A 26,337-nucleotide genomic window follows, 5' to 3' on the forward strand; every position below is an offset into this window, starting at 1 on the left:
GGACGCCCCGAACATGTTAACGAAGGACTGGTTGACCGACGCCGTCTTGTATATCTACGCCCTGAGCCTGTTGTTCTTCGTGTCCGACGCCGCCTCCGGCAAGCGGAAGAGAAGAAGAATAGGAACAGGGCTGCTTGTTTTCGTATGGATTCTGCAGACCGCCTTCCTTCTTGATATTTTGATTGCCCGCTTGTCGATGCCGGCGGTGACGCTGCAGGAATACGCGTTTTTCGTCTCATGGCTGCTTGTCTCGTTCTCGCTCGTCATCAACCGGTTCGTCCGTGCCGAGCTGCTCGTGCTGCTGGTGAACGCCGTCGGCTTTGCGGTGCTCGGGCTGAACCTGCTCGAACGGCCGCAGAAGAAGATCGTGCTGGCTCCCGGCGAAGCGGCCCAGAAGCTGCTCGTCGTGCACGTCGCCTTCATCATTCTGGCGTTCGTCATCCTGACGATCGCTGCGCTTCTCGGCGGCATGTACCTGTTCCTGAACAACCGCCTCAAGAAGAAGAAATGGGGATCGTCCATGAGCCGAATGCCGAGCCTGGAGGCGATCGAGAGCTACGTATTCCGGGCGGCTGTCGTCGGCGTGCCGCTGCTGCTGCTCTCGCTTACGACCGGCGCGGCGGCGCTGCTTGTGGAGAACCGCTACTCCGAGCTGGGGGACGAGAAGGTGCTGCTGTCGTTCGCGGCGGGCATCGTGTATATCGTTTACCTGCTGCGGCGCATGGCGGGCAAGGTGGAAGGAACGCGCGTCCTGAAGTGGATTCTTGTCGGATACGCGATGCTCATTGTCGATTTTTTCGCCAATTCCTACTCTTCGTTTCACCGGTGGATGTAAGAGCTCGAACGGCGTCGGGAGACAAAACGCGATCGGAGGGTGGAACATGTCGCTTGGCTATCCCGTCATGCTGCATCTCGAAGGCCGCCGTTGCCTGGTAGTGGGAGGCGGGAAAGTGGCGGAACGCAAGACGGCGGGGCTGCTGGATGCGGGGGCCGACGTGACCGTCGTATCGCCGCGGCTTAGCGGTCGGCTGAGCGAATGGTCGGCGGCGGGCCGGATTCGGGCGGAGCTCCGGGGAGCCGAGCCGGGCGATCTGGACGGAGCCGCTCTGGTGTTCGCGGCGACCGACCGGCCGGAGCTGAACCGACAGCTGGCGGCGGAAGCGAGAAGCCGGGGCATACCGGTCAACGTGGCGGACGACGGAGAAGCCGGAGACTTCTCGGTCCCGGCCGTCGTTCGGCGAGGCGGACTGGTGCTGGCCGTCGGCACGTCGGGGGCGGGCCCCGCAATGGCGGCCAAGCTGGCGGGGGAGCTGGAACGGCGTTACGGCGAAGAATACGCGGAGCTTGTCGAGACGCTGGGAAAGCTGCGCGGCGAAATCAAGCGAGCCGTTGCCGACCCGGCCGAGCGCCGATCCTGGCTGCAGGCCGCCGTGTCGGACGAAGCGCTGGCCTTGTGGCGAACGGTCGGGAGACAGGAAGAAGGCAGCGGGCTGTTCGTCCGGCTGCGGAACTTGAAGGGATGAGGGCCCCCGACCGTGAAGGAAACGCCCCAGGACATACATAAGGGAGGACGCTATGCGCACCATCATTGTCGGAAGCCGTCAGAGCGCGCTCGCGATAACGCAGACGGGCCAAACGATCGAACTGCTGCGGGGGTTAAGCAAGGAAGCGGGGCTTGAATTGGATTTCGAAGTTAAGCCAATCGTTACCCGCGGAGATCGGATTCTCGATGTAACGCTGTCCAAGGTGGGCGGCAAAGGCTTGTTCGTCAAAGAGATCGAGCAGGCGCTGCTGGACGGGGAGATCGATTTCGCCGTGCACAGCATGAAGGACATGCCGTTCGAGCAGCCGCAGGGGCTTATGATCGGCGCCGTGCCGACGCGCGAAGATCCGCGGGACGCGCTGATCAGCGTGCACGGCTACACGCTAGCCGACTTGCCGCAAGGAGCGAGGGTCGGAACGAGCAGCTTGCGAAGGGCCGCACAGCTGACCGCGGCGCGTCCCGATCTGCAGATCGAGTCGCTGCGCGGCAACATCGATACCCGGCTTCGCAAGCTGGAGACGGAAGGATTCGACGCGATCGTTCTCGCCGCGGCCGGTCTTCGCCGAATGGGCTGGGCCGACCGGATCACGACGCTGCTCGATCCGCGCGAATGCCTGCCGGCGGTCGGACAAGGGGCGCTCGCGATCGAATGCCGGGAAGACGACGCTGAAGTGCGGAACCTGCTGGCGCTGCTCAACGACCCGAAGACGGAGCGGGCCGTCACGGCAGAGCGCCGGTTCCTGGGCTTGCTGAACGGCGGGTGCCAAGTGCCGATCGGCGCTTACGCGGAAGCGGAGTCCGGCGATTCCGGGACAACCGTGCGCCTGACCGCGATGGTCGCCTCGCCGGACGGGGCGAAGCTGCTTCGGACGGAGGCGGCCGACGCCGACCCCGTTCAAGCGGGAACCCGGGCGGCAGAGGAACTGCTGGCGCAAGGAGCGGACCGCATCCTGGACGAAGCGAGGGAATAACCGATGCCCATAGGCAAAGTCTATCTGGTGGGAGCGGGTCCGGGAGATCCTAAGCTGATCACGGTTCGGGGCCTGGAGGCGCTGCAGCGTTCGGACGTCGTCGTGTACGACCGCCTCGCCGGACCCCAGCTGCTGCACCAAATCCCCGAGTCGGCGGAACGGATCTACGTCGGCAAGCGCCCCGACCGCCACACGATGAAGCAAGAAGAAATCAACCGGCTGCTGGTCGATTTGGCGCTCGAGGGAAAGACGGTTTGCCGCCTGAAGGGAGGCGATCCGACCGTCTTCGGACGCGTGGGCGAAGAAGCGGAGCTCTTGAAGGCGAACGGAATCTCCTACGAGATCGTGCCGGGCATCACGTCGGCCATCTCCGTTCCGGCTTATGCGGGCATTCCCGTCACGCACCGGGACTTGGCGTCGTCCTTCTCGGTCATTACCGGCCATGAAAGTCCGGACAAGCTGGACCGTTCCATCCATTGGGATAAGGTGACGAACGCCACCGGAACGCTGATTTTCCTCATGGGAGTCGCCAAGATCGGCTATATCAGCGAGCAATTGATCAAGCACGGCCGACCCGGAAGCACGCCGGTTGCTCTCATTCGCTGGGGAACGCGCGCCGAGCAGGCGACGCTGGCGGGCACGCTGGACGATATCGAAGCGAAGGTGAGAGAGGCCGGCTTCGAGCCGCCGGCGGTCATCGTCGTCGGCGAGGTCGTACGCCAGCGCGAGCGTTTGAAGTGGATCGAAGACAAGCCGCTGTTCGGACGGCGCGTGCTCGTGACCCGGGCGCGGTCGCAGGCGAGCGAGCTCGTCCGGCGAATCGACGAGCTTGGCGGCGAGCCGTATGAGTATCCGGTGATCGAGACTCGGATGAAGGACGATCCGGACTCGGAAGCTTCGGTGCGGAAGGCGCTCGCTCAGGCGGATAGCTACGATTGGGTCATGCTGACGAGCGCGAACGGCGTCGATCACTTCTTCCGCTGGCTGGAGCGCTGCGGGGTCGATATTCGCCGGTTCGCCCGCGCGGAATTCGTCGCGGTCGGTCCGCAAACGGCGGAAGCGCTGAGAGTCCGCGGCATCATTGCCGGCGCCTTGCCGGAAAATTATCATGCGGAAGGGCTGCTGGCCGGTCTGACCGACCGGCTGAAGCCGGGGCAGAAGGCGCTGCTGCCGCGCGGGGATCTCGCCCGGGACTACCTGCCGCGCGAACTGACGGCGTTGGGACTGGAAGCCGTGTCCGTCGATACGTACGAGAACGTGCTCGCGGCGCCGCGCGACGAATTTCTGCTCGAGATGCTGCGGGAAGGCGGCATTCATGCGGTGACGTTCACGAGCTCGTCGACGGTCGTCAACTTGCTCGAAGCGCTGCGGCGGCTCGGAGCGGAGCGGCCCGAAGAGCTGCTTCGCGGCGTGCCGATCGTCTGCATCGGCCCGCAAACCGCGAGGACGGCGGAAGCGCACGGCCTGCCGGTCGCCGCGACGGCGGAGCCGTCGACGATCGAAGGGCTGATTCAGGCGCTGATCAGGCTGGATGGACCGATCGGAACGATCGGAGGATCATCCGGCAGACTCGATTGATACGAGGCATATTTTATTTCCATAGAGAAGGAGCGGTTCAAGATGAATTACCCCATCGTCCGTCATCGCCGCCTGCGCCATACGGCGGCCATGCGAAATTTGGTTCGGGAGACCAGGCTTCATCCGGACGACCTGGTCGCTCCGATCTTCGTCATTTATGGACAAAACGTCAAAACCGAAATTGCGTCCATGCCCGGCGTCTACCAATGGTCGGTCGACCGTCTGGACGAAGAGATCGCGGAGCTGGCGGAAGCGGGGATCGGCGCCGTTCTGCTGTTCGGTATCCCGGAGCATAAGGACAGCGTCGGTACGGGCGCCTATGAAGACGAGGGAATCGTTCAGCAGGCGACGAGGCGCATCAAGGAGCTCGCTCCCGACATGATCGTCATTGCCGACACGTGCCTGTGCGAATTTACCGACCATGGGCACTGCGGCGTCGTACACGGACAAGGACGGGAAGCCGTCGTCGACAACGACGAATCGCTCGAGCTGCTCGCGCGCACGGCCGTATCCCAGGCTCGGGCGGGCGCCGATATCATCGCGCCTTCGAACATGATGGACGGGTTCGTGGCGGTCATTCGCGCCGCGCTCGACGAAGCGGGGTTCGAGCATATTCCGATTCTGTCGTATGCAGTCAAATATTCGTCTGCCTATTACGGACCGTTCCGCGAAGCGGCGCAATCGGCGCCGCAGTTCGGGGACCGCAAGACGTACCAGATGGACCCCGCCAACGTTCGCGAAGCGCTCCGGGAAGCGCAGTCGGATGTCGACGAAGGGGCCGACATGCTCATGGTGAAGCCCGGGCTTGCTTACTTGGACGTGGTCCGGCTCATTAAGGAAAGCTTCGATCTGCCGCTCGCGATCTACAACGTCAGCGCCGAATACTCGATGGTCAAAGCGGCGGCGATGCAAGGATGGATCGACGAGCGGGCGATCGTCATGGAGACGCTGACGGGCATGAAGCGTGCGGGCGCCGACATCATCATTACGTATCACGCCCGGGATGCGGCTCGCTGGCTTCGCGGATAAGCAAGGCTTTTCTAACCTCTCAGCTTGGACAGGTTCAGCTTGTATTCGTTCAAGCCGAACTGGAGTACGCCCCGGCTCTCGAGCTCGCGCAGCACGTCGGATAAAATCCGCTTGTCCACGCCGGCCATCTGGGCCAGCTCGTCGTAGTTGAGGGCGACGTGAATCGTGATGAAAAGGCCGTCGCGCTTGCCGTGCTTGTTCGCGAGAGCAATCAGGTTTTTGAGGACGCGGGTGCGGTCGTCGAGGAACGTCAAGTCGTTCACGTGCTCGTTCGTCTGGCGCAGCCTGCGGCACAGTTCGACCAGAATGCCGCGGGCGATATCGAAGTGAGCCTGCAGCAAGCCCATGAACGGCTCCGAGGAGATTTCCAGCAGCAGCGAGGGTTCCAGCGTCTGGGCCGAAGCCGAGCGAGGCCCTCCGTCGAGAAGCGCCAGCTCGCCGAAGCTGTCGCCGGGTCCGGCGACCGAGAGCACCTTCTCTTCTCCCGCGGCGCTGCGCGTGAACAGCTTGATCGATCCGCTCAGGACGATGTAAAAGGCCGTTCCCGGCTCCTTCTCGCCGAACAGCACGGTTCCGGGAGGAAAAGCGCGGCGCTGCGAGATTTTGAGCACTTGCTCGAGCTGCTCTTCGCTCAGGCTGTCGAACAGGCCGACCTTGCGAAGCCGATCGATCATGACGGAATCCTCCACTCTATGTAAACAGCAACCTATTTTCATCAGTGTACCATAGGCTTTTCCAAATCTGATAGTAGGGATGTGCCGAAAATGACCGAAAATCGTCGAGTCCGCTCCGATTCCCGCTCCAAAGCCGCGTTCGAAAGAGCGAAGCGCTCGATTCCCGGCGGGGTGAACAGCCCGGTGCGCGCGTTCAAATCGGTGGGACTGACTCCGCTCGTGATCGACCGGGCATCGGGGAGCCGGATTACCGATATTGACGGGCAAAGCTACATCGATTATGTGCTCTCTTGGGGGCCGTTGATCGTCGGACATGCGCACCCCGAAGTAGTCGAAGCGATCAAGCGCACGGCGGAAAAGGGAACGAGCTTCGGGGCGCCGACCGAGCTGGAAACGGCAATGGCCGAGCTCGTCTGCGAGCGGATGCCTTCGGTGGAAGTGGTGCGCATGGTCAATTCCGGAACGGAAGCGACGATGAGCGCATTGCGGCTGGCCCGCGGCTTCACCGGACGCAGCAAGATTCTGAAGTTCGAAGGCTCCTACCACGGACATGCCGACAGCCTGCTGATCAAGGCGGGATCGGGCGTGGCGACGCTCGGACTGCCCGACAGCCCGGGCGTGCCGGAGAGCATCGCCTCCCATACGATCACCGTTCCTTATAACGACATCGAGTCGGTCAAGCTGGCCTTCGAGCGTTACGGGGAAGAGATCGCCGCGGTGATCGTCGAGCCGGTCGCCGGCAACATGGGCGTCGTGCCGCCGCTTCCCGGATTCCTGCAGGGGCTGCGGGAAGTGACGGCGAAATACGGGGCGTTGCTTATTTTCGACGAAGTGATGACCGGATTCCGTGTCGGCTACCATAGCGCGCAAGGGCTGTACGGAATTACGCCGGACCTTACGTGCATGGGCAAAGTGATCGGCGGAGGTCTCCCCGTCGGCGCGTATGGCGGGCGGCGCGAGCTGATGGAGAAAATGGCGCCGATCGGACCGATCTACCAGGCCGGCACGCTGTCCGGCAATCCGCTCGCGATGGCGGCCGGATTCACGACGCTCAGCCTTATGACGCCGGAGAGCTACGAGCAGTTGGAACGCCTCGCAGTCCGCTTGCAGGCGGGCCTGGAGCGCAGCGCGTCCGAATTCGGCATTCCGCTGACGGTTAACCGGGTCGGCTCGATGATCTGCCCGTTCCTGACGGGCGAGCAAGTCATCAACTTCGCGACGGCGAGCCGCTCGAACGCCGAACGTTTCCGTACGCTGTTCGCCCGGCTGCTGGACGAAGGGGTCAACATTCCGCCTTCGCAGTTCGAAGGATGGTTCCTGTCCACCGCCCACTCCGAGGAGGACATCGACCGGACCGTGGAAGCGTATCGAACCGCGCTGTCCAAGTTTTAAGTCCCGCGATCGTTCGCGAACGCGGGCGTTCATCTGCATCCCGAATCCAGGCCCTCGGTTGATACCGGCCGGCGATTCGGGATTTTTATTTTTGCGAAGGACTTCGTCCCCATTCTGTTGGCATGCCCGAGTGGCGCGGGGCATATGGATAATTAGTAGGTTATGCCGGCTTCCCGCGAAGTTCGCGCGTCTAAACGAAAGGAGGACAACGAATTTGACGGAATCGTTGAACGGATTGCGATTCGATATTTATGAGAGAGTGCATCTGCCGGACGACGTCGCCGCTATCGAAGAATTGGAGGAGATCGAGCTCATCCCGCATATGCAGGCGATTCCTTTGGAAGATCAGGTTCTGCTGAAGGGACACCTGCTGCTTACCGGTACATACCGGTCGCAAGAAGAGCGCTCCGTCGCCCGGCAGCTCGAGCATTGGATCCCGGTCGAGATCTCTCTGCCGCCCAGCCGAGTCGAGAAGCTGGAGGATCTGGCGGTCGAGATCGACAATTTCGACGTCGACCTGCTGTCTTCCCGTTCGCTGAACGTAACCGGCGTGCTTGGCCTCAGAGGCTTGCAAGTGGTGCCTCCGCCGGCTCCCGTCTGGCGCGAGGACGGTTTTACCGTCGTCCATCAGCTGCCGCCCGACGCAATCGGCGAAGAAGCTGAAGAGGCAAGTCAGGAAGAGGCGCAAGCTTGGCAGCCGGCTCCGTCGGCGCCTGTGCAGCAGGAGTTCTCCCCGACAGAAAATGCCGCTTATCCGCAGTGGGATTTTTTCCGCAAGGAGGAAACGGCTCCAAGCAACGAAGAGATCCCTGTCGAGGAGAATGAGAACCCTGCTCCATCGCAAGCTGCCGCGGAAGAAAACGAGAATGAAAACGTCGGCGCCGAGCAAAAGACGGATGGATATGCAACCGGCCTTGCTCACTTGGAAGATCCAGAGGAGGATCCCGATTCAGAATCTTTGATGGACGCGCAGCCCTCGAACGGAATTCATCAGCCGCCGTTTCGAGAAGGATACAAGCACCTGCCGCCGTCGGAGGAGGGGTGGGGCGACCTAAGCCCTGGCTTGGGGGCAGCTGGGAGATCTCCATACCAATTCGAGTCTCAGTCCCAAGCTCAACCACAAGCACAAGCTCAAGCCCAAGCCCAAGCCCAAGCCCAACCGCAGGCGGCCAGATCCGAGGCCGAGGCCGAGAACGAGAACAAGAATGAGGTCAAACCCGAGGTCAAACCCGAGGCAGAAAACGAATCCAAAACCGTGGCTGAGAACGAGGCTAAGTCCGAGACTTCCCCCTCTCAGGAAGCAGTATCCGAGGAGAAGCCCGGAATGAAGATCGCGCTCGGCTCCAAAACGTCACCCGAATCGGCATCGGCATCGTCTGGAGTCGGCCTTTTGTCCCATTTCGGCGTCAAAGGCGCAAAGGCCGATCAACCGGAGCCTGCGACGGCGGCAACCGATACAGGCTCCTATGCATCGCCCGAGGCCGATCCGTCAGGCGAGAGCTCCGGCGACGAGGTGGAGTGGACCCGGCTCTTCTTGTCCAAGGAGGCCGGAGCGCCTTCGTTCCGTAAGGTGAAGCTGTGCATCGTTCAAAGAGAGGACACCCTCGACGCCATCGCGACCCGCTACAACATCCAGCCCCGCGAGCTCCAGCTTTATAACCGGCTGAACGATCCCAACGTGTCGGAAGGACAGGTCCTATACATCCCATCCTGATGCCTCGATTCATTGAACCGCCAAGCGCGAGCCTGGCGGTTTTTTCATGTTCGGCTGAGGTTCGTGACTTCGAGAGGAAATGAGTACAAACAAATCTCGACAGGAGGTTGACGAATTTTGGAAGATTTGATTATAATAAGTGAATCCAATATCGGCTCGGATGAGCCGTCGATGCGAGGAAGCACCCGCGACGAACGTAATGGCGTCTTGAGTGCTTCTTTTTTTGCGACTATTAAAGAAATTTTTCAGCCAAAAAGGAGAGATCGTTGATGAGAAAGATGTCTGTTTGGGCCGTATCCGCTATCCTTGCCGCTGCCATTCTGGCTCCATCCGCACAAGCTGCGAGCGACAATTCCGCGATTGAAGTCATTTTGAACGGCAAACGAATATCCTTCGTCGACGCCCGGCCTCTCTCCAACAACGGCCGCGTGCTCGTCCCGCTTCGCGTCGTCTCCGAGAACCTTGGCGCGAAGGTGGACTACAAGAACAATGTTGTATCCATCTCCCAAGGAACGAAGACGATTAAGTTGACGGTCGGCAGCAAGACGGCGACTGTCAACGGAAAGGCTGTGACGCTGGACAGCTCTCCTTACGTCAAATCCAGTCGCGTATTTGTGCCTCTTCGCTTTGTGAGCGAGCAGTTGGGGCAGCAAGTGGAGTGGGATGGGATCGACAATTACGTCTGGATCGGGGAAAAGAAGATCCCTTTGATTGATGATGTGGTGAAGAAGGCAGAGCCTTTGACTCGGTATGTGAATTTGTTTGGTGGGAAGGACTCGTATCTACTTGTCGATTCAGAGATAACTGACGGGTTTCAGGTTATCAGCATGAGTCAACTGCCGATTACTGTACCGAGTACGGCATCCAAAGCACCCGATACAGTAATTTATAAGATTTGGAGCGAAACGTTTAGAGGCGAGCCAATCGATGGATGGACAGTTATTAAGGTCAGGTATTCCGGCTATCATTTTGGTTTAACTTATTTGCTTGGTGACGGAGTCCCACGGGGCCGAACCAATTTGGTGGCTCAACGAGTATCCAATCCAGACGGTTCATTCACCGCAACATTTACACTCAAAGATTCAGGGGATGGATACAGATGGGGAATAAAAAATTGGGAGTCGATCAAGCTTACAGACATTAAATATATTTATTTCAGTTTGGATTCAAAATCTTATGTAATGATCAAAAATCCATTTAACTGATGGTGAAAATATGTGTAAATGCGCACTACGGATCATCGTTGTATTAATCGTTTTATTAAGTCAGCTTACTCTGCAGATTGGCGTAGTGAATGCCGGAAGCATCCCATCTTACAAAGGTAAAAGCTATTTTTCATCTGATCCAGTCTATCGGTATTATTTTGTTGCGATGTTCAGTTACTCGACCTCGCAAAAAGACAACGGTAGTTGGACAAATGGAGCTCCTGGATCCAGCGGAATCGATCTGTCAACGATGAATGTCAGTTTTCCCTATAATTTTAATTATGATAAGAGAGTTAAATCCGTATCGGTTACCCCATTCAACCAATCTTTTTTGAGTGGCAAATCAAGTGAAGATCAGTCACATTGGACTGATGTTTTTAATGATTCACGTCCTGAATCTTGGAGATATTATCGTGACATGGTTAGTCATTCATATAATTCTTCATTACAAGGATTAAGTGGGATTGGGACAAAAAATGTTTCTTTCACACTTAAACTGGGTGCAGGCTCGAAAATGGATGCTACGCTTCCTGAAGTTGTTATCGCACCCGGAGGCAACAAAACCGAAACCCACTACTTCCCCATGCTCCTGACTATCGACGTAGAACCGACCCTTGAAGTACATTATTTCACGAAAGACGGGCAAAGCCTGGACTCTGTTTTCGGGAGCAGCGAGAAAACGATGTCCATCGGCAGTACCTATACGGTAACCCCGCCGACGAATCCGAAGTATACGTATGTTGGCTATAAGCAGGGCAGTACCCCTCCAAGCGGTGGAGCCATTCAAAGCGGAACGTACTCGTTTAATTATGACGGCTCCTATGATACACGATACGTCAATCTATACTACGATACTACGGGCAGCGGCACGATCAATGTTCGCCATATGGTGCGGACCGGCGATTCTGGATCTTACACGCAGGCCGGCACCAGCACCATTCCGGTCGCTTCAGTTCCGAATACGCAAACCGTTTCGCCAACGCCAACTTACGGCAACGTGAAAGGCAGCAGCTTAAGCTACAGCGGGTACTCGGACACGGTATCCAGCAGTCTATCTCAGTCCGTAAGCCTCACCGCTTCAAAGAAAGCAGCCTATGTGACTTTCTTCTACCAAAAGGATTCTTCAGGCATCGAAGCGGATTTTGACGTTGTTCCCAGCACGATAAAATATGGGGATTCGTTTAAATACGAACCGAAGAACGTTCAGGTGGGGAGCTGTAAGTATAACTACACCAAATTCCGGACGCAGAAAGGAAGTGTCAAGGTAGACAGCGACAGGACATTGGGGATTTTCTATGGCCTAAATTTCTCCAAGCCTTCAGAGTATCCTTCCGTGGTGTCGGGACCGGGCACCTACGATGTCATGATGCTGATCAATTCCTCCTGCGGCGATACGTGGGTCGGACCGAAGACGCTCACGGTCACTTCGGACGATACGGATCAGCCGCCGCCTACGCCGAGCGTAAACAATCCGCCGTATGCAACGGTTGCTTTCTTCGACCATGCAACTCAAAAACAAACCGGGTATGTAGAAGTAGGTCGCTTCGTCGATTTAAAAATCACGTCGATGACCGATCCGGACGGGGATCCCGTAAGCGTTCAATCCTGGGATATGAGCGATTGGATTAATGATGGCCCCCCTGGAGGAACGGCTACCGAATACAAAGAGCTTTCCGCGCAAACTCCTGGCATTCATACGGTGACCGTGACGGTCGCAGACGACAAAGGGAAGACTTATACCGCCAAGACTCAACTAACGATCGTGAAGTCGGACCCGATTGCCGTCATTAGTGGTCCAGGGCGGGTGAAAGAGGGAAGAACGCTGAATCCTCTCCTCAAATCCGAATCCTACAGTCCGCTCGGGTATACGATAACGGAGGAGCATTGGACCAACAAACAGGACAGCTATCCAAACGTTGGCGAAGAGACGGTAACGCTTTGGGTCAAAGATGACCACGGGAATTCCTCAACAACGGCGACGAAAACGATCGATGTGATTCCGGATGAACCGCCCGTGATCAGCTTGGATGTGCCGCAGGAAGAGACCCGTCTCGGAACCGTGCTTGTTCGAGCCAATGCATTCAGTCCGGACAGCGACAAAATCGCATCGATTCAGATCCAAATGAAATACGACGCAAATAACAATGGATTTGACGATGATTCCTGGCAGACCGTTCAAACCGGTCTCGCGAATACGTATTCTTTCAAATCGTCCAAAGTCGGCAAGTATTTGTTCAGGGCAACCGCAACGGAAGATTACGGGAAAGTAGGAACGACTGACAATCAAGCCGAGGCCACTAGAACGGTCAACGTCCTAAACTTGGCACCGGCCATTGATGTCGTTACGTCTTCCGATCAGACCGGAGCACCAGATCGAAATATGATCTCCCTCAATAATCTTTATCAAAACGGGACACTGACTTCCCTTGACACAGGGAGTACCGGAGATAAGAAAAGCTGGGTCCTGAACAATGAGGGCTTGACCAGCAAAGCAAACAAGAATAATTTTAATGTCTTCCAACAAGATATGGGGTGGTGGGGGTTTTATAAAGGGGCTGTTACCGGTAATGGCAATACCCGTACGAACGAGACGTTATTTGCTTCCATCCAGAATACCCCTTCTGCACAGGAAAATACGCAATTAAACACAAGTGTACGCTTGCAAGCTGTTACCGACGAATCCCGTACTTATATATTTGATATGGAGAACGGAACGATTACGGCCTTTAATGATATAACAAAACGTATTGATTGGACCATTCCTCGACAGAATTTGAGCGGAGAATTGATTACAAGAGTCGGGTCGGCCGTAGTCGGAGATATATTATACTTGGCTATCCAGTCATCTATAGGCGGACTAAACATGACTAATTATTTGGAAAGCATCAATAAAAACACTGGGCTCATTATTAAAGGACCAACGCAAGTGCTTGCGGAGAACGGCTTGAATGTAGAACCTCTGTTTGACAGAACAGGGGTTATCATCAACGGATGGGATGTTCCGGCGAGACGGTATGATTATAATTTTAATCAACTTTTCACGTATCCGTCTGATGAAACTTCGACTTACCCGTCACAAGGCTTGTTGGCCTTGGATAACGGTGTGGATTGGATCGACTTCTTTCACTACTATGCGGAAACGCAAACTCATGCAGGAGGCTATGAAAAGTCCTTAAATCGGCCGGACGGAACGATGATTAAATCCTTTCGCTATACGCAGCAGCAATATGGAACGAGTTCCGAAATTATAGGTAATGATAGCGATAATAATATCTACCTGGTTGACTTGTTCTACAAGAAGTTTTTGAAAATCAATAGTGAAACAGGACAAACCTTAAAAACGTTCGATGTCAATTACGATTTCAACAGACAGTTCGCTACGATCATAGGACTGGACGCTGCCAATCATTTTGTGTATCAGCCGAGTATGAACTGTAAGTACAGCAACGGATCTTGTGTATATCCGACGTACGTCAATTATGAATATCGACTTGTGGGAATGAATACGGAAACGGGGCAAACCGTCTATGATTTTAATGTGAGCGATCCGAACGAAAAATTGAATGGCCGCATGATGGGACTCTTTAACGGTTCCGATGGGCTCACGACCTTTTACGGCCTTTATTCGGATCTCACGACACATGAAGTTTATCTTCGTTTGGTTATTTACGACTCCATCAATAAGAATGTGGTGCACAATTACTTCACGGATCTTGGGATTAAAGGGAATGATTCAGGATCAAATCCGGCACCCTTTGGGAGTATCTTTTATTTCGCTCCTACCGGCGATCAATCTTATATATTGAATGTATATGTTACAGGCAGTGGAGGACAGGGCAACGGATATCACGTAATTCAGATTTCAGCAACAGGCGGGCTTACCTATCCGAAGCAATACGAGGTTGGACCCAATCCGAAAACATTCTGGATGGGAGACCAGCTCGGATCGGACGTCTCCTTTTACGGAGATGTCAAAGCGGCAAAGTCTGCAAACGACGCATTTGGCTATGTCTACAGAGCACAAGATGCCAAGAACTACTACAGCGTGGAATTCGAGAACGGCAAGCTGGAAGTAAAGAAAACGGTAAATGGCACAGCCACGATCGTTAATAGCAAAGCATACAATGTCGTGGCGGGACAAACGTACACCGTTCAAATCGCGCCGGAGGTCGGCGGATTCTCGGTCTATGTCAACAAACTGAAACAATTTACGATCAGCGAGAACAGTTGGAATGCGGGCAGGTTTGGCATCTTGGATCGCGGGCATGGCGGCGTCACCTTCAACAACCTCTACACGCAGGCGAGCGGTGCTACCGTTGGATCGATTTCCGGTGTTGTTCTGGTCAATGATACTTTGGATTATCAGGTGAAGTTCGATGATCCCGAAAAAGACCCGCGCATCACGGCAGGGGAGAAATGGACGTATACGCATAACCCGAACGTGTTTTTGAATGCGCAGGGGACGTGGAGCGGCAAGGCACAAACGGCACCGGTAACCACCTTCAGCTTGCCGGGCGAGTATACGTTCGTGTTCAAAACGAAGGACGATCCGAACCCAAGCTACTTGTACCCGAGCACGGTCTTTGCCGATTACAGACAAGACTCCAACGAAGTGACCGGAAAAATCCGCGTTCACCGCAAACCGATCGCCGATTTCAGCGTAACGGCCGACAATACCGGGAAGCTTACGTATACGGACCGTTCCTACGATCCGGACCGCTACAATCCATCGACCGGTCAATATTCGACGGAGAATACGGGGATCAACTATGCTTCCAATCACGGTGTAATGGATCACAGATTCCGCTATTGGTCGGCAGATGCCGATGTCATTACCGAGGGGAAGCCGGATTATTTACAGAACGGCACGTATCATATCGAAGAGGCCGTTGTGGATGAATACGGTGCATGGAGCGACTGGGCGGAAGCCACGGTTACCGTGAAAGGTGTGACAAGAGTTCCGCCGAACCCTGGATTTACGGCGGTGCCGTCCCGAGCGCTTCGCGGCCAAACGGTAACGTTCGATTCCTACGCGAGCGATCCGGTAGATGGCGATCGAACGAATCTGGCTCATGCATGGTACATCCGTAACGTAACGACGGGCGGATCGGAATCCTTACAAAGCAACTCCCGAACGACATGGGACAAGGTATTCAGTTCACTTGGAATTTTCAACGTTCGTCAGGTCATTACGAACAGCGCGGGTTTATCCGCTGAAGCAAACCAGACGGTGGAGATCTACAACCGTCAGCCATCGGTCGTTATCACGACACCGGCAAGCGACAGCGAAGATAATCCGACTATCTTCGGAAGTACAAGGCCGCAGTTTGCTTGGACGTATACCGATCCGGATAGCGATGGTCAAACGCAGTTTCAACTGCAAATCTACAAGTCAAATGGGTCGTTGGTACTGGACTCCGGCACTCAAACCGGTAGCGCTAAAAACTGGGCTCCTCCGACTGATTTGCCGCTCGGTACGGTTATGTATGTGACGGCGAGAGTGTTTGACGGCTACGATTGGTCCAATTGGAGCACTGTGAAATACTTTAGGATCAATCGGCCGCCGACGGGAGACTTCTCGTGGAGTCCGACGTTGTTGTACGAAGGAGACACGGTGACGTTTAAAACCGCCGTATCGGACCCGGACAACGATACGTTGGATGTGACGTACCTGATCGAGTCTCCGGAGGGAGAGAAGATGACGTATTCCTATACTTGGAATTCGCCATATCCGACGACCGGACCAAGTTTCGTTGCCATAACGCCGGGAGTATGGACGGCAACGCTGACGGTCAGCGATCGGATTGCGCCGGCTGTGACTACGTCTCATACGTTTCGGGTTTGGCCGTTAACGATCTCGGGACAGGTTCGGCATACGGATGCTTGGGAAGCGAACCGAATCCGGTACAACGAGAAGCATCCGGACGATCAGCGCCCGGCCGATTGGTTTTGGGCCGGCGAAGCTTTTGTGCTGGAGGCGCTCGTGACGGATACCGGAGAATCGGCGACGAAGCCGATTGAGGTAACGGCGGACGCCGGAGGCGGGTTGCGAAAGGCGCTGGCCGCGGCGAACGTGCCGCTGAGCTTATGGAACGGAACGTTAGGCAGCCAGGATGCGGGGAGGGATTTGTCCGAACTGCCGGAAGGCGCCTATACGTTCAACTTCCGGGTCGTATACAGCAACGGGGTCGTCAAGACGGCTCAAGCTACGATCCAGATCAAGGGAACGGTAGACGAATATATTCAGGTTCATCGGGTTCAGTAGGGAATCGCCCCGCTCGGCGGGGCTTCCCGCGGCTTCCCGCGAAAGCGTCCATACGTATTGACTGGCATCCGTCGGAAAGGTATGATAAGGGAATAAAGACGAGGAAAGGGAAGAGTATGCAATTCGCCCCTTCAGAGAGCGGAGCCGCTGCTAAGGCAGCGCTGGAAGGCACCGCAGGCCGGCCGTTGCAGAAGTCGCCCCGGAGTCTCCCGTTCGACCGGATGCACGCATCCGCAGAGCGGGACGGATGCAGCCGTTACCCTGCATGTGAGCGCCGAACCGGCTGACGGCCCAAGCCCGAAGCAGCGGATTCGGAATGAAGGTGGTACCACGGAAGCGAACCTTTCGTCCTTTGTGACGGGAGGTTTTTGTATTTTTGTCCCCAATGGAGGTTGTTCCGACAATGAGCGAAACGAATCTGCAAAGCGCCGTCGAAATGCCGACGACCTACGATCCGACAGGCGCCGAACGGAAATGGTATGACGCCTGGATCCGGGGAGGCTACTTCGAAGCCGGGCGCCGGCCCGACGCGCCCAAATACACGATCGTCATCCCGCCGCCGAACGTGACGGGGATGCTGCATATCGGGCACGCTCTCGATTTCACGCTGCAGGACATTCTTATCCGCTTCAAGCGGATGCAGGGCTACGACGCGCTATGGCTGCCCGGAACCGACCATGCCGGCATCGCCACGCAGACGAAGGTCGAGCAGAAGCTGCGCGAAGAAGGCAAAAGCCGCTACGATCTCGGGCGCGAAGCGTTCTTAGAGAAAGTATGGGAATGGAAAGAAAAATATGCCGATACGATCCGCAGCCAATGGTCCAAGATGGGGCTCAGCCTCGACTATTCCCGCGAACGGTTTACGCTTGACGAAGGGCTGTCGCGCGCGGTGCGCGAAGTATTCGTCCGTTTGTACGAGAAAGGGCTGATCTACCGCGGGAAGCGGATCATCAACTGGGATCCGGCCGCCCGTACCGCCCTTTCCGACATTGAGGTCGAGTACAAGGAAGTGAACGGTCACCTGTACCATCTGCGGTATCCTCTCGCGGATGGCAGCGGCTTCTTGACGGTAGCGACGACCCGGCCGGAGACGATGCTGGGGGATACGGCGGTCGCGGTACACCCGGACGACGAGCGCTACAAGCACCTGATCGGCAAGATGCTGAAGCTGCCGATCGTCGATCGCGAAATTCCGATCATCGCCGATGAATACGTCGAGAAGGAATTCGGCAGCGGCGCGGTCAAGATTACGCCCGCCCACGATCCGAACGACTTCGAGGTGGGTACGCGTCACGACTTGCCGCAGATCATCGTCATGGACGAGAGCGGCAAGATGAACGAGAATGCCGGTCCGTACCGGGGGATGGACCGGGCGGATTGCCGCAAGGCGATCGTGAAGGATCTGCAGGAGCAGGACGTCTGCATCAAGATCGAGGACCATGTCCATCAGGTCGGACACAGCGAGCGGTCCGGCGCCGTCGTCGAGCCGTATTTGTCGACGCAATGGTTCGTGTCGATGAAGCCGCTGGCCGAGAAGGCGATCGCGTCTCAGAAGTCGGGGCAAGGCGTAAACTTCGTCCCCGAGCGTTTCGAGAAAGTGTATCTGCAGTGGATCGAGAACGTGCGCGACTGGTGTATTTCCCGTCAGCTGTGGTGGGGACATCGGATCCCGGCCTGGTATCATGAGCAGACGGGCGAGATTTACGTAGGGCGCGAAGCTCCCGAGGGGGCCGATCAACCGGACTCGCCGTGGCGCCAGGACGAGGACGTGCTCGACACCTGGTTCAGCTCCGCGCTTTGGCCGTTCTCCACGCTCGGCTGGCCGGACGACAGCGAGGATCTGAAGCGTTACTATCCGACCGACGTGCTGGTGACCGGCTACGACATTATTTACTTCTGGGTTGCCCGGATGATTTTCACCGCGCTCGAGTTCACCGACACGATCCCGTTCAAGGACGTGCTGATCCACGGTCTCGTCCGCGACGCGGAAGGCCGCAAGATGTCCAAGTCGCTCGGCAACGGCGTCGATCCGCTCGAGGTGATCGAAAATTACGGCGCGGACGCGATGCGGTACATGATTTCCACCGGCAGCACGCCTGGTCAAGACTTGCGGTTCCGCTTGGAGAAGGTCGAGCAGGCGCGCAACTTCGCGAACAAGATCTGGAACGCTTCGCGTTTCGCGCTGATGAACCTGAACGGCTTCCGCGCGGAGGACATCGACCTGACCGGTTCGCTGTCGACGGCAGACCGTTGGATTCTTCACCGGTTCAACGAGACGGCCCGTGACATCACGCGCTTAATGGACGGTTACGAGTTCGGCGAGACCGGGCGCCTGCTGTACAACTTTATCTGGGACGATCTGTGCGACTGGTATATCGAGTTCGCGAAGCTGACCCTTTACGGCAACGATGAGGCCGCCAAGCGCAGCACGCAGTCCGTGCTGGCCTATGTGCTCGACCGGACGCTCCGTCTGCTTCACCCGTTCATGCCGTATCTCTCGGAAGAGATCTGGCAGCATCTGCCTCACGAGGCGGGCGAGACGATTACGCTGGCGGCATGGCCGGCTTACGATCCGGCTTTTGAAGCGGCGGACGCGGTCGGCGAGATGGGACTGCTCATGGACGCCATCCGGGCGGTTCGCAACGTTCGCGCGGAAGTGAACGTCACTCCTGGCAAGAAGGTCGAGCTGCTCGTCAAGCCGACGGGAGAGGCGGCGGCCGGCATTCTGAAGCGGAACGAGGAGTATTTGCGCCGTTTCTGCAACACGTCCCAGTTGACTCTCGATGCCGCGTTGACCCCTCCGGACAAAGCGATGACCGCGATCGTTACCGGAGCGGAGCTGTACTTGCCGCTCGCGGGCCTCATCGACATCGGGCAGGAGATCGCCCGGCTGGAGAAGGAATTGGCGTCCTTGAACGCCGAGGTGGAGCGCGTGGAGAAGAAGCTGAGCAACGAAGGGTATGTGTCCAAAGCGCCGGCCCACGTGGTCGAGCAAGAACGGGCGAAGGGGCAGGATTACCGCGACAAGCGCGACAAGGTGCTCGCTCGCATCGCCGAGCTTCGCGGGTAACGGGGGCGTCAACATGAACGAGGAGAAAGATCGACAACAGGGTGCTTTCAATACGGCGGCGGAAGCCGTCTCCTGGATTACCGGCCTAATGCCCGTCGTGGGCATTCGGCCTGGTTTGGGCCGGATGAACCTGCTGATGGAGAAGCTGGGGCATCCGCACCGGCGGCTGAAGTTCATTCATGTCGCCGGTACGAACGGGAAGGGATCGGTGTGCGCTTACCTGACGAGCGTGCTGATCGCCGCCGGCTATGACGTAGGAACGTTCACGTCGCCGTACATCACTTCCTATGCGAACCGGTTCCAATACAACGGCAAGGACATCGCCGACGAGGATTTGCTTCGGCTGGCGAACCGCCTGAAGCCGCTGGCGGACGAGATGGAAGAGACGGAGTGGGGTCCGCTGACGATGTTCGAGATCACGACGGCGCTCGCCATTCTCTATTACGGAACCGTCGTTTTCCCCGATTACGTCGTTTGGGAGACCGGTCTCGGAGGCCGGCTCGACGTCACGAACATCGTCCATCCGATCATCAGCGTCATTACGAACATCGGGCACGATCATATGGATCTGCTCGGGCCGACGCTGACCGACATCGCCCGCGAGAAAGCCGGCATCATCAAGAACGGGGTGCCGGTCGTTTCGTCGGCGACGCAGCCGGAAGCGATCGAGGCCATTCGCGACAAGGCGGCATCGATCCAATCGACCTTATACCTTCTTGGCGAACAATTCCGCTTCGAGCCGCTGTCGGTGGCCGAGGACGAGCAGACCTTATCGTTCACGGGGCCGTTCCGCGCGCTGCCGAAGCTCACCGTCACGATGAACGGTGCCCATCAATTGACCAACGCGGCGACCGCGGTCATGGCGCTGGAGGTGCTTCGCCAATATTACGCGCTCATCGTCGACGACGACGTGCTGGAGCGCGGGCTGCGGGAGGCGACCTGGCCCGGACGGCTGGAGATGGTGTCGCGGGAGCCGCGCATTCTGCTGGACGGGGCGCACAATCCGGAAGGGGCGGAAGCGCTGGCGGCGGCGCTGGCCGACGTGTACAGCTACGACCGGTTGAACATGATGATCGCGATGATGCCCAACAAGAATCACGAACTCACTTTACGGCATATACTACCAATGGTGAATTCCCTGATCGTGACCGAACCGGATTTTCATAAAAAAATGAGCGCCGCCGACTTGGCCCAAATCGCCGAGCGGCTGGGCGGCCCCCGGGAGATCGTGGTCGAGCCGGACTGGCGTAAGGCGCTGGAGCTGCTTCGGCAGAAAGCGGAGGAAGGATCCGATCGTACGCTGTCGGTCGTCACCGGCACCTTGTACCTGATCGCCGACGCAAGATCATGGCTGCTCCATCGAACGAAATCTGAAAAAGGCTGGTGAAGCGTCGTTGCGAACCGAAGAACGCGTACATTTTATCGGCATCGGCGGTTACGGCATGAGCGCGATTGCCCGCGTCATGTTGGAGATGGGCTACGAGGTGACCGGGTCCGATGTCGCACGGCAGGAACTGACGGACAAACTGGCTGCCAAAGGAGCGCGGATTTATATCGGCCACGAGCCCGAGCACGTTCGGGGCGCGGACCTGGTCGTCTATTCCACCGCGCTGCCCAAGGACAACGTCGAGCGCAAGGAAGCCGAGCTGCTTAACATTCCCACGCTGCACCGGGCCCAGATGCTGGCGCGGCTTCTGAACGACCGGACGGGCGTCGCGGTGGCGGGAGCGCACGGCAAAACGACGACGTCTTCTATGATCGCGCTCGTGATGGAGGCGAGCGGGCTCGACCCGACCTACATTATCGGGGGCGAGATCGTCAACGTCGGCACGAACGCCAAGGCCGGCCAAGGGGAGTACGTTGTCGCGGAGGCGGACGAGAGCGACGGCTCGTTCCTGCAGTACCGCCCGGCGGTGGCGGTCGTGACGAACATCGAAGCCGACCATTTGGAAAATTACGACGGCGATTTTCAGAAACTGAAGGACGCTTACGTCAAGTTTTTGAATCAGGTTCGTCCCGGCGGCTGCGCGGTCGTCTGCACGGACGACGAGAACGTCCGGGAGATGCTTCCCAAAGTCGCCGACACCCGTATGATCACGTACGCGATTGACGGAGATGCGGATTATACCGCGGAGCAGATCGAGCTCGGAGACCGCTGCGCTTCGTTCGAGGTTCGCCGGAGCGGGGAGACGCTCGGAACGATCCGCTTGTCCGTCCCCGGGCGGCATAACGTTTACAATGCGTTGGCGACGGTGATCGTCGGCCTGGAAGCGGGCCTTTCCTTCGACCGGATCGCCGAGACGATCGTGGGTTTCCGCGGAGCGAAACGCCGGTTCCAGGTTCTTGGCGAAGTGAGGGACATGCTGGTCATCGACGACTACGCCCACCATCCGACCGAGATCGAAGCGACGATTCAGGCGGCCAAGGCGACTCAAAAACGGATTATCGCCGTGTTCCAGCCCCAGCGATATACGCGGACCTTCTTCTTGTTGGACGCGTTCAGTCGAGCCTTCAAAGAAGCGGACGAGGTCATCATCACCGACATTTACTCGCCGGCCGGCGAACAGCGGATCGAAGGCGTTACGTCCCAGCGCCTCGTCGAGTTGATTGCGGCGAACAGCAATCCGAACGTCACGTACGTGCCGACGAAGGAAGAAGTGCTGACGCTGCTATCTTCCCGCGTGAAGCCGGGGGATCTCGTGCTGACGATGGGAGCGGGAGACATCTGGAAAACGGCGGCCGAACTCGCGAATCAACTGGAGGAGCGGGAGACGGAGGAAGTATAGCCGAACCGCCCGCACGGCAACAATGAAAAAGGAGCGCGCCGGCGCTCCTTTTTCATTTTTATCATGGCTCCTATTTAGCGGCGCTTTTCCCGTAATCGGCGATCAGTTGAACGGCTTTGGCGATGGCGTCTCTTGTCTCGCTCAGATTTTTCGCGCCCTCCGGGTCGTATGACGGGCCGTAAGGATTGATTGCCGTCCAGGCGGTAGCCAGCGTCATGATGGCGGTCAATAGAAAGCCGGGGGTGAACGTCGCTCCGATCAGCCCCGCCTGCTGGGCATTCAAAAGCTCGTTCCTTTTCTTTTCCTGGGCGGCGGCGCGTTCGGCTACACTCCCCGACTTTTGTTCCAGGCTGTACCACGCCAATAATCGGAACAGATCGGGATTCGTCATCGCGAAATCGAAGACCCTTGTCGCATAACCGGGAAGATCTTCGGGCGTGAAGGCATTCTCTTCATAAACTCGCGTCAGATTTTTCTGAAGGACCGTCGCAAACAGCGTGTCTTTATTTTCAAAATAAACATAGATCATATTTTTATTGCATCCGGCATTTCTGGCAATGCGGTCGACCCGTGCGCCCGCGATGCCGTAGGAAGAGAACTCCTCCATAGCCGCCTCTAAAATCCGCTCTTTGGTCGCTTCGGCATTTCGCAAAGGTGTCCCCTCCTTTCCTTTACATTAAACATTTACAATATATCACATGAATCATCCAATTGACAGACCGGTTAGTTAAATGTATATTGTAACTAACCAGATGGTTATATATCTGGCGCTCGCAAGAAAAATACAATTGGATTCGAGGAGGAACCTTTCATGAAGCTTTCAGGAAATACTATTCTTATTACAGGCGGCAGTACCGGAATCGGTTTGGCTTTTGCGGAACGTTTTATTAAGGCAGGGAATCAAGTGATCGCGGTCGGACGACGCGAGAGCATGCTGCAGAGCGCGAAAGAAAAATTCCCGAGCCTCATTACCCGCGTCAGCGATTTGACCATCGAATCCGACCGTCTCGCCTTGTTCGATTGGGTAACGACGAATTATCCGGAAGTCAACGTGCTGGTAAATAATGCAGGGATTCAGCAGCGTTTCCATGTATTGAAGGCAAATGCCAAGGACGACTGGGGCTACTTCGCGAAAGAGCTCTCCGCCAATGCCGAAGCGCCTTTCCACCTTTCCATGCTGTTCGCTCCGTATTTCGCGGCGAAGGAGCAAGCGGCGATAATCAACGTGACGTCCGGACTCGCATTTACGCCGCTTGCGATCACCCCGATTTACTCGGCGACCAAGGCGGCGCTCCATTCCTTTACGATGAGTCTGAGACTTCAGCTCTCCGAGACATCCGTCGAAGTGATCGAAGTCGCTCCGCCCGCCGTAAACACCGATTTGGCCGGAGCGGGCCTGCACGTGCATGGCGAACCGCTGGACGCTTTCGCGGACGGTATCTTCAAAGGATTGGAAGAGGGAAAACCGGAAATCGGATACGGCACTTCCGTGAGCCGCTTGCGCATGTCGCGGGATGAAATCGACCAGTATGCGGAAAATATGTACAACTCGCTGAAAAGTTCAATCGAATAAACGAAATCTCTTGAGGGGTGCTGCCAATAGCAGCGCCTTTTCTTTTTCTTATGTAAATCATGACAGCGGCCGCAACGGCTTGCCGCGCCGACAGGCCGGCAAGCCGCCCGGACGAAATCCTCCGAAGCCGGGAAGACGAAGCTACATCATTTTCCTGAGCGGCAGCAGCGCCCGGTCCCGAACGTCTCTCGTGCCGTTCCGCCATCTGGCGACGCCCCAAGCAGCGAGGCCGGCCGCAGCCAATACCGGAAATAAAATGCGCATCGCAGGTTCACCGCCATTCGTTGGATTGGGGCAAACAGCCGCGGACCTGCTCTTTTGCCGTCCGAACCGCTGCCCATATTAAGTTGCGCTCCGGACATTCTCTTTATTCTCGGTCTCGCCAACGAATCTCTCATATTTGTTCCCGTTTTGTCATAGGCTATTCATAGAAACCGGGACAAGGGGAGAAGAATCCATGCAGCCAAAAGCGAGAATGACGTTTCGATTCGACGGGGCGGCTCCAAGGGAGACAGAGCAGGGAAATCCGCCCAAGCCCGCCGAGCCGCAGCCGGCAGTCACAGCCGGCAAAACGGAAGATCGGGGGCATGAGCCCCGGTCCCAAAGCCCCGCTTCCCGCACGCCTCATTTTCAATCGTGGAACAGCCCGTTCCAAGACGATATTCATGCGCTCGAAGAGATCATCCGCAGCTCGGATCGGCCCGCGGTCGCGGGTTTCAGCAAGGCGGATGGGAAGCGGGGGGGAGGCCGATCGCCCCGGACGCCGGACATAGCGACCGAATCGCGCCTGCCGGAAGAAGGGCGCGATCGCGACGACGAGGCGTTTCTCGGCCGGCGCCCGGGACCTGAGGATCGGAGCGTCCGCTTCCCCGGAAGGAGCCTGCGTCCGGCCGGGAAGCGGACGGTATCCGAGCATCCGGTCGCGTCCGAAGAGCCGGTGCTGCAGCCCGCCGACCCGCGCCGAACCCGGTCCGCATCACGGCTCGCTGAAAGCAAGACTCCGGCGAATCCGTACCCGTTTGCGCCACGTCCGGCATCAGGGTCATCTCTCGCCGATGAACCGAACAGGGAACCTCCTTATTTGGACGAAGAGGAGGATCGGGGGCCGGAGATCGATCTGCCCGAAAGCTGGACATCCTCATCCGAAACCTATGCGCGCGGCGGCACGTCGTGGTGGCGGATTCTGGTCACGGTCGCCAGCGCGATCTTGACAGGAGGCTTTTTCGGCTATCTGCTGTTAGCCCTGTTCACCGGCCAGCCTCTGTTCGCAAGCGACGGGGCGGCCGGGAACGGAGCCGTCCCGGCGATGGCTACGCCGGCCGGAACAGTGCCGGATTCCGGATCGGCGAGCGCCGGAGCCGCGCCGCCGTCCGCCTCGGCCGGCGCATCGTCAGCTTCCGGCTCCGCCGCGGCGGCCGGTACCGATAAGGCTGCGGCATCATCATCCGTCGGTTCGACCGCCGTTCCTTCCGCCGATTATTACATGCTTCAATACGGCGTGTTCGGCAACGAAGACAGCATGAACGCGGCGCTGAAGGAACTTCAGGACCAAGGCGTGCCCGCCGCATCCGATACGACCGACGGGTACCGCGTTTATGCCGGCATCGCGCCCGCGAAGGCGGACGCGGAGAATATGGCCGAACGGCTCTCCGGCGTGCAGGTGTACGTCAAATCGGTCGAGAACTCGGAAGTCGACGTTGGCGATTCGGCCCATGCGGCCGAATGGAGCGCCTATCTGAAGAGCAGCTCGGCGCTGTACCTGAAGATCGCGACGATCACTTCGGCGGCGTTGGCCGGCTCCGGCGACGGCAAGGCGAATACGGCCGACATCCAGGCGGTGGAGAAAGCGTACCAGACGTGGAGCGACCTGGCAGACCAAGCCCCAACGTGGGATAAATCGGCCAAAGACGCGGCATCGACCGAGACGACGCAGATGGGAGCGGCGGTGGCGGCGCTGGACGAATACGCCGGCAAGCCGTCGACGGCGCTGCTGGAGCAGGCGCAGACCGCCGTCATGAAGGCGGCGATCGCCGACCGCCAGCTTCGCGAGACGCTCCGGTTGGAGACCGGGAGCTGAGGCTCCGTCCCGAACCGTCCCGGCCCCGTCCGTCGCGCCGACGGCCGTTCGGCCCGTTTTTGCCCGGCGGTCGCGCTTCGGCCAAGAATAGATTTAGGTCCCTGGTTCCGACAGTCCCCTCCCTGGGGACTGTCTTCGTTTTTGCGCATTGTATCCCTTGCCGGAGGGACGTATAATGAAGAGACAAGTGTCAAAAAATGGTGGGAGACGTTGAAACGTGAAGAAAAACGGTTGGATTTTGCTTCTCTTGCTTTTAATCGGCTTAATAGGGGGCTCTTTGGTGGCTCGCTGGCTGGCAAACGTTCCCGGCCTCGATTTTTTGACGAAGGCATACTCGGTGAACGGCGCCACTTCTGCCGATCTTCTCGCGTTCAACTACCACATCCAGATCGGCATAAACGTCAGTCTCCTGAGCATCATCGGGGTCGCGCTCGCCATTTGGGTCTATCGCAAAATGTAA

The 26,337-nt window shown here is 57.6% G+C and carries 19 protein-coding genes; 16 read left to right on the top strand and 3 right to left on the bottom strand.

What is annotated here, in order from left to right:
• Positions 1 to 13: 13 nt before the first annotated feature.
• From H7C18_RS00090 to hemB, 5 genes are read left to right on the top strand one after another with little or no spacing between them, the layout of a single operon-like run.
• Positions 14 to 835 (top strand): cytochrome C assembly family protein, encoded by an 822-nt coding sequence (locus H7C18_RS00090; RefSeq protein ID WP_185126970.1) that lies wholly within the window; start codon positions 14 to 16, stop codon positions 833 to 835.
• A gap of 46 nt (positions 836 to 881) precedes the next feature.
• Entirely contained in the window at positions 882 to 1,523 is a 642-nt protein-coding gene (locus H7C18_RS00095; RefSeq protein WP_185126971.1) for a precorrin-2 dehydrogenase/sirohydrochlorin ferrochelatase family protein, read from the top strand.
• 52 nt (positions 1,524 to 1,575) lie between these two features.
• Complete coding sequence (gene hemC / locus H7C18_RS00100; protein ID WP_185126972.1) at positions 1,576 to 2,514, top strand: hydroxymethylbilane synthase; 939 nt, start codon at positions 1,576 to 1,578, stop codon at positions 2,512 to 2,514.
• Between the two features lie 3 nt (positions 2,515 to 2,517).
• Complete coding sequence (gene cobA / locus H7C18_RS00105; protein WP_185126973.1) at positions 2,518 to 4,092, top strand: uroporphyrinogen-III C-methyltransferase; 1,575 nt, start codon at positions 2,518 to 2,520, stop codon at positions 4,090 to 4,092.
• Between the two features lie 42 nt (positions 4,093 to 4,134).
• The gene (gene hemB / locus H7C18_RS00110; protein WP_185126974.1) at positions 4,135 to 5,121 is read left to right on the top strand and encodes a porphobilinogen synthase; all 987 of its coding nucleotides are present in this window, start codon (positions 4,135 to 4,137) and stop codon (positions 5,119 to 5,121) included.
• An 11-nt stretch (positions 5,122 to 5,132) separates the two neighbouring features.
• Here hemB and H7C18_RS00115 read toward each other — a convergent pair whose 3' ends face one another.
• Entirely contained in the window at positions 5,133 to 5,795 is a 663-nt protein-coding gene (locus H7C18_RS00115; protein ID WP_185126975.1) for a Crp/Fnr family transcriptional regulator, read from the bottom strand.
• Between the two features lie 90 nt (positions 5,796 to 5,885).
• On the opposite strand from H7C18_RS00115, the gene hemL reads away from it, so the two are divergent.
• The 8 genes from hemL to murC all read left to right on the top strand — a co-directional run bounded on the left by hemL (position 5,886) and on the right by murC (position 22,227).
• The gene (gene hemL, locus H7C18_RS00120) at positions 5,886 to 7,187 is read left to right on the top strand and encodes a glutamate-1-semialdehyde 2,1-aminomutase (RefSeq protein ID WP_185126976.1); all 1,302 of its coding nucleotides are present in this window, start codon (positions 5,886 to 5,888) and stop codon (positions 7,185 to 7,187) included.
• A gap of 214 nt (positions 7,188 to 7,401) precedes the next feature.
• Positions 7,402 to 8,901: a LysM peptidoglycan-binding domain-containing protein gene (locus tag H7C18_RS00125; protein WP_185126977.1), complete on the top strand. Its 1,500-nt coding sequence runs from the start codon at positions 7,402 to 7,404 to the stop codon at positions 8,899 to 8,901.
• Between the two features lie 117 nt (positions 8,902 to 9,018).
• Positions 9,019 to 9,171 carry a hypothetical protein gene (locus H7C18_RS00130; protein WP_185126978.1) on the top strand — a complete coding sequence of 51 codons (153 nt, stop codon included), beginning with the start codon at positions 9,019 to 9,021 and terminating at the stop codon, positions 9,169 to 9,171.
• The gene (locus H7C18_RS00135; protein WP_185126979.1) at positions 9,171 to 10,106 is read left to right on the top strand and encodes a copper amine oxidase N-terminal domain-containing protein; all 936 of its coding nucleotides are present in this window, start codon (positions 9,171 to 9,173) and stop codon (positions 10,104 to 10,106) included. Before H7C18_RS00130 ends, H7C18_RS00135 begins: the two co-directional genes overlap by 1 nt.
• A gap of 85 nt (positions 10,107 to 10,191) precedes the next feature.
• Positions 10,192 to 16,371: a glycoside hydrolase family 78 protein gene (locus H7C18_RS00140; protein ID WP_185126980.1), complete on the top strand. Its 6,180-nt coding sequence runs from the start codon at positions 10,192 to 10,194 to the stop codon at positions 16,369 to 16,371.
• A 403-nt stretch (positions 16,372 to 16,774) separates the two neighbouring features.
• Entirely contained in the window at positions 16,775 to 19,441 is a 2,667-nt protein-coding gene (locus H7C18_RS00145) for a valine--tRNA ligase (RefSeq protein ID WP_185126981.1), read from the top strand.
• Between the two features lie 13 nt (positions 19,442 to 19,454).
• The gene (locus H7C18_RS00150; protein ID WP_185126982.1) at positions 19,455 to 20,828 is read left to right on the top strand and encodes a bifunctional folylpolyglutamate synthase/dihydrofolate synthase; all 1,374 of its coding nucleotides are present in this window, start codon (positions 19,455 to 19,457) and stop codon (positions 20,826 to 20,828) included.
• A gap of 7 nt (positions 20,829 to 20,835) precedes the next feature.
• Positions 20,836 to 22,227, top strand: a complete 1,392-nt coding sequence (murC, locus tag H7C18_RS00155) for a UDP-N-acetylmuramate--L-alanine ligase (RefSeq protein WP_185126983.1) — start codon at positions 20,836 to 20,838, stop codon at positions 22,225 to 22,227.
• Positions 22,228 to 22,297: 70 nt separating this feature from the next.
• On the opposite strand, the gene H7C18_RS00160 is transcribed toward murC, so the two are convergent.
• Entirely contained in the window at positions 22,298 to 22,879 is a 582-nt protein-coding gene (locus H7C18_RS00160) for a TetR family transcriptional regulator (RefSeq protein WP_185126984.1), read from the bottom strand.
• 159 nt (positions 22,880 to 23,038) lie between these two features.
• On the opposite strand from H7C18_RS00160, the gene H7C18_RS00165 reads away from it, so the two are divergent.
• The gene (locus tag H7C18_RS00165; RefSeq protein WP_185126985.1) at positions 23,039 to 23,800 is read left to right on the top strand and encodes an SDR family oxidoreductase; all 762 of its coding nucleotides are present in this window, start codon (positions 23,039 to 23,041) and stop codon (positions 23,798 to 23,800) included.
• Positions 23,801 to 23,941: 141 nt separating this feature from the next.
• Here the strand turns inward: H7C18_RS00165 and H7C18_RS35465 are convergent, their stop codons facing one another.
• Positions 23,942 to 24,064, bottom strand: coding sequence for a hypothetical protein (locus tag H7C18_RS35465; RefSeq protein ID WP_273385170.1), 123 nt, complete (start codon positions 24,062 to 24,064; stop codon positions 23,942 to 23,944).
• Between the two features lie 193 nt (positions 24,065 to 24,257).
• On the opposite strand from H7C18_RS35465, the gene H7C18_RS00170 reads away from it, so the two are divergent.
• Both H7C18_RS00170 and H7C18_RS34895 read left to right on the top strand, forming a co-directional pair.
• Positions 24,258 to 25,877: an SPOR domain-containing protein gene (locus tag H7C18_RS00170; RefSeq protein WP_185126986.1), complete on the top strand. Its 1,620-nt coding sequence runs from the start codon at positions 24,258 to 24,260 to the stop codon at positions 25,875 to 25,877.
• Between the two features lie 280 nt (positions 25,878 to 26,157).
• Positions 26,158 to 26,337, top strand: a complete 180-nt coding sequence (locus H7C18_RS34895; protein ID WP_337912589.1) for a DUF4321 domain-containing protein — start codon at positions 26,158 to 26,160, stop codon at positions 26,335 to 26,337.

This window comes from Cohnella zeiphila, assembly GCF_014212055.1.
GTDB lineage: Bacteria > Bacillota > Bacilli > Paenibacillales > Paenibacillaceae > Cohnella > Cohnella zeiphila.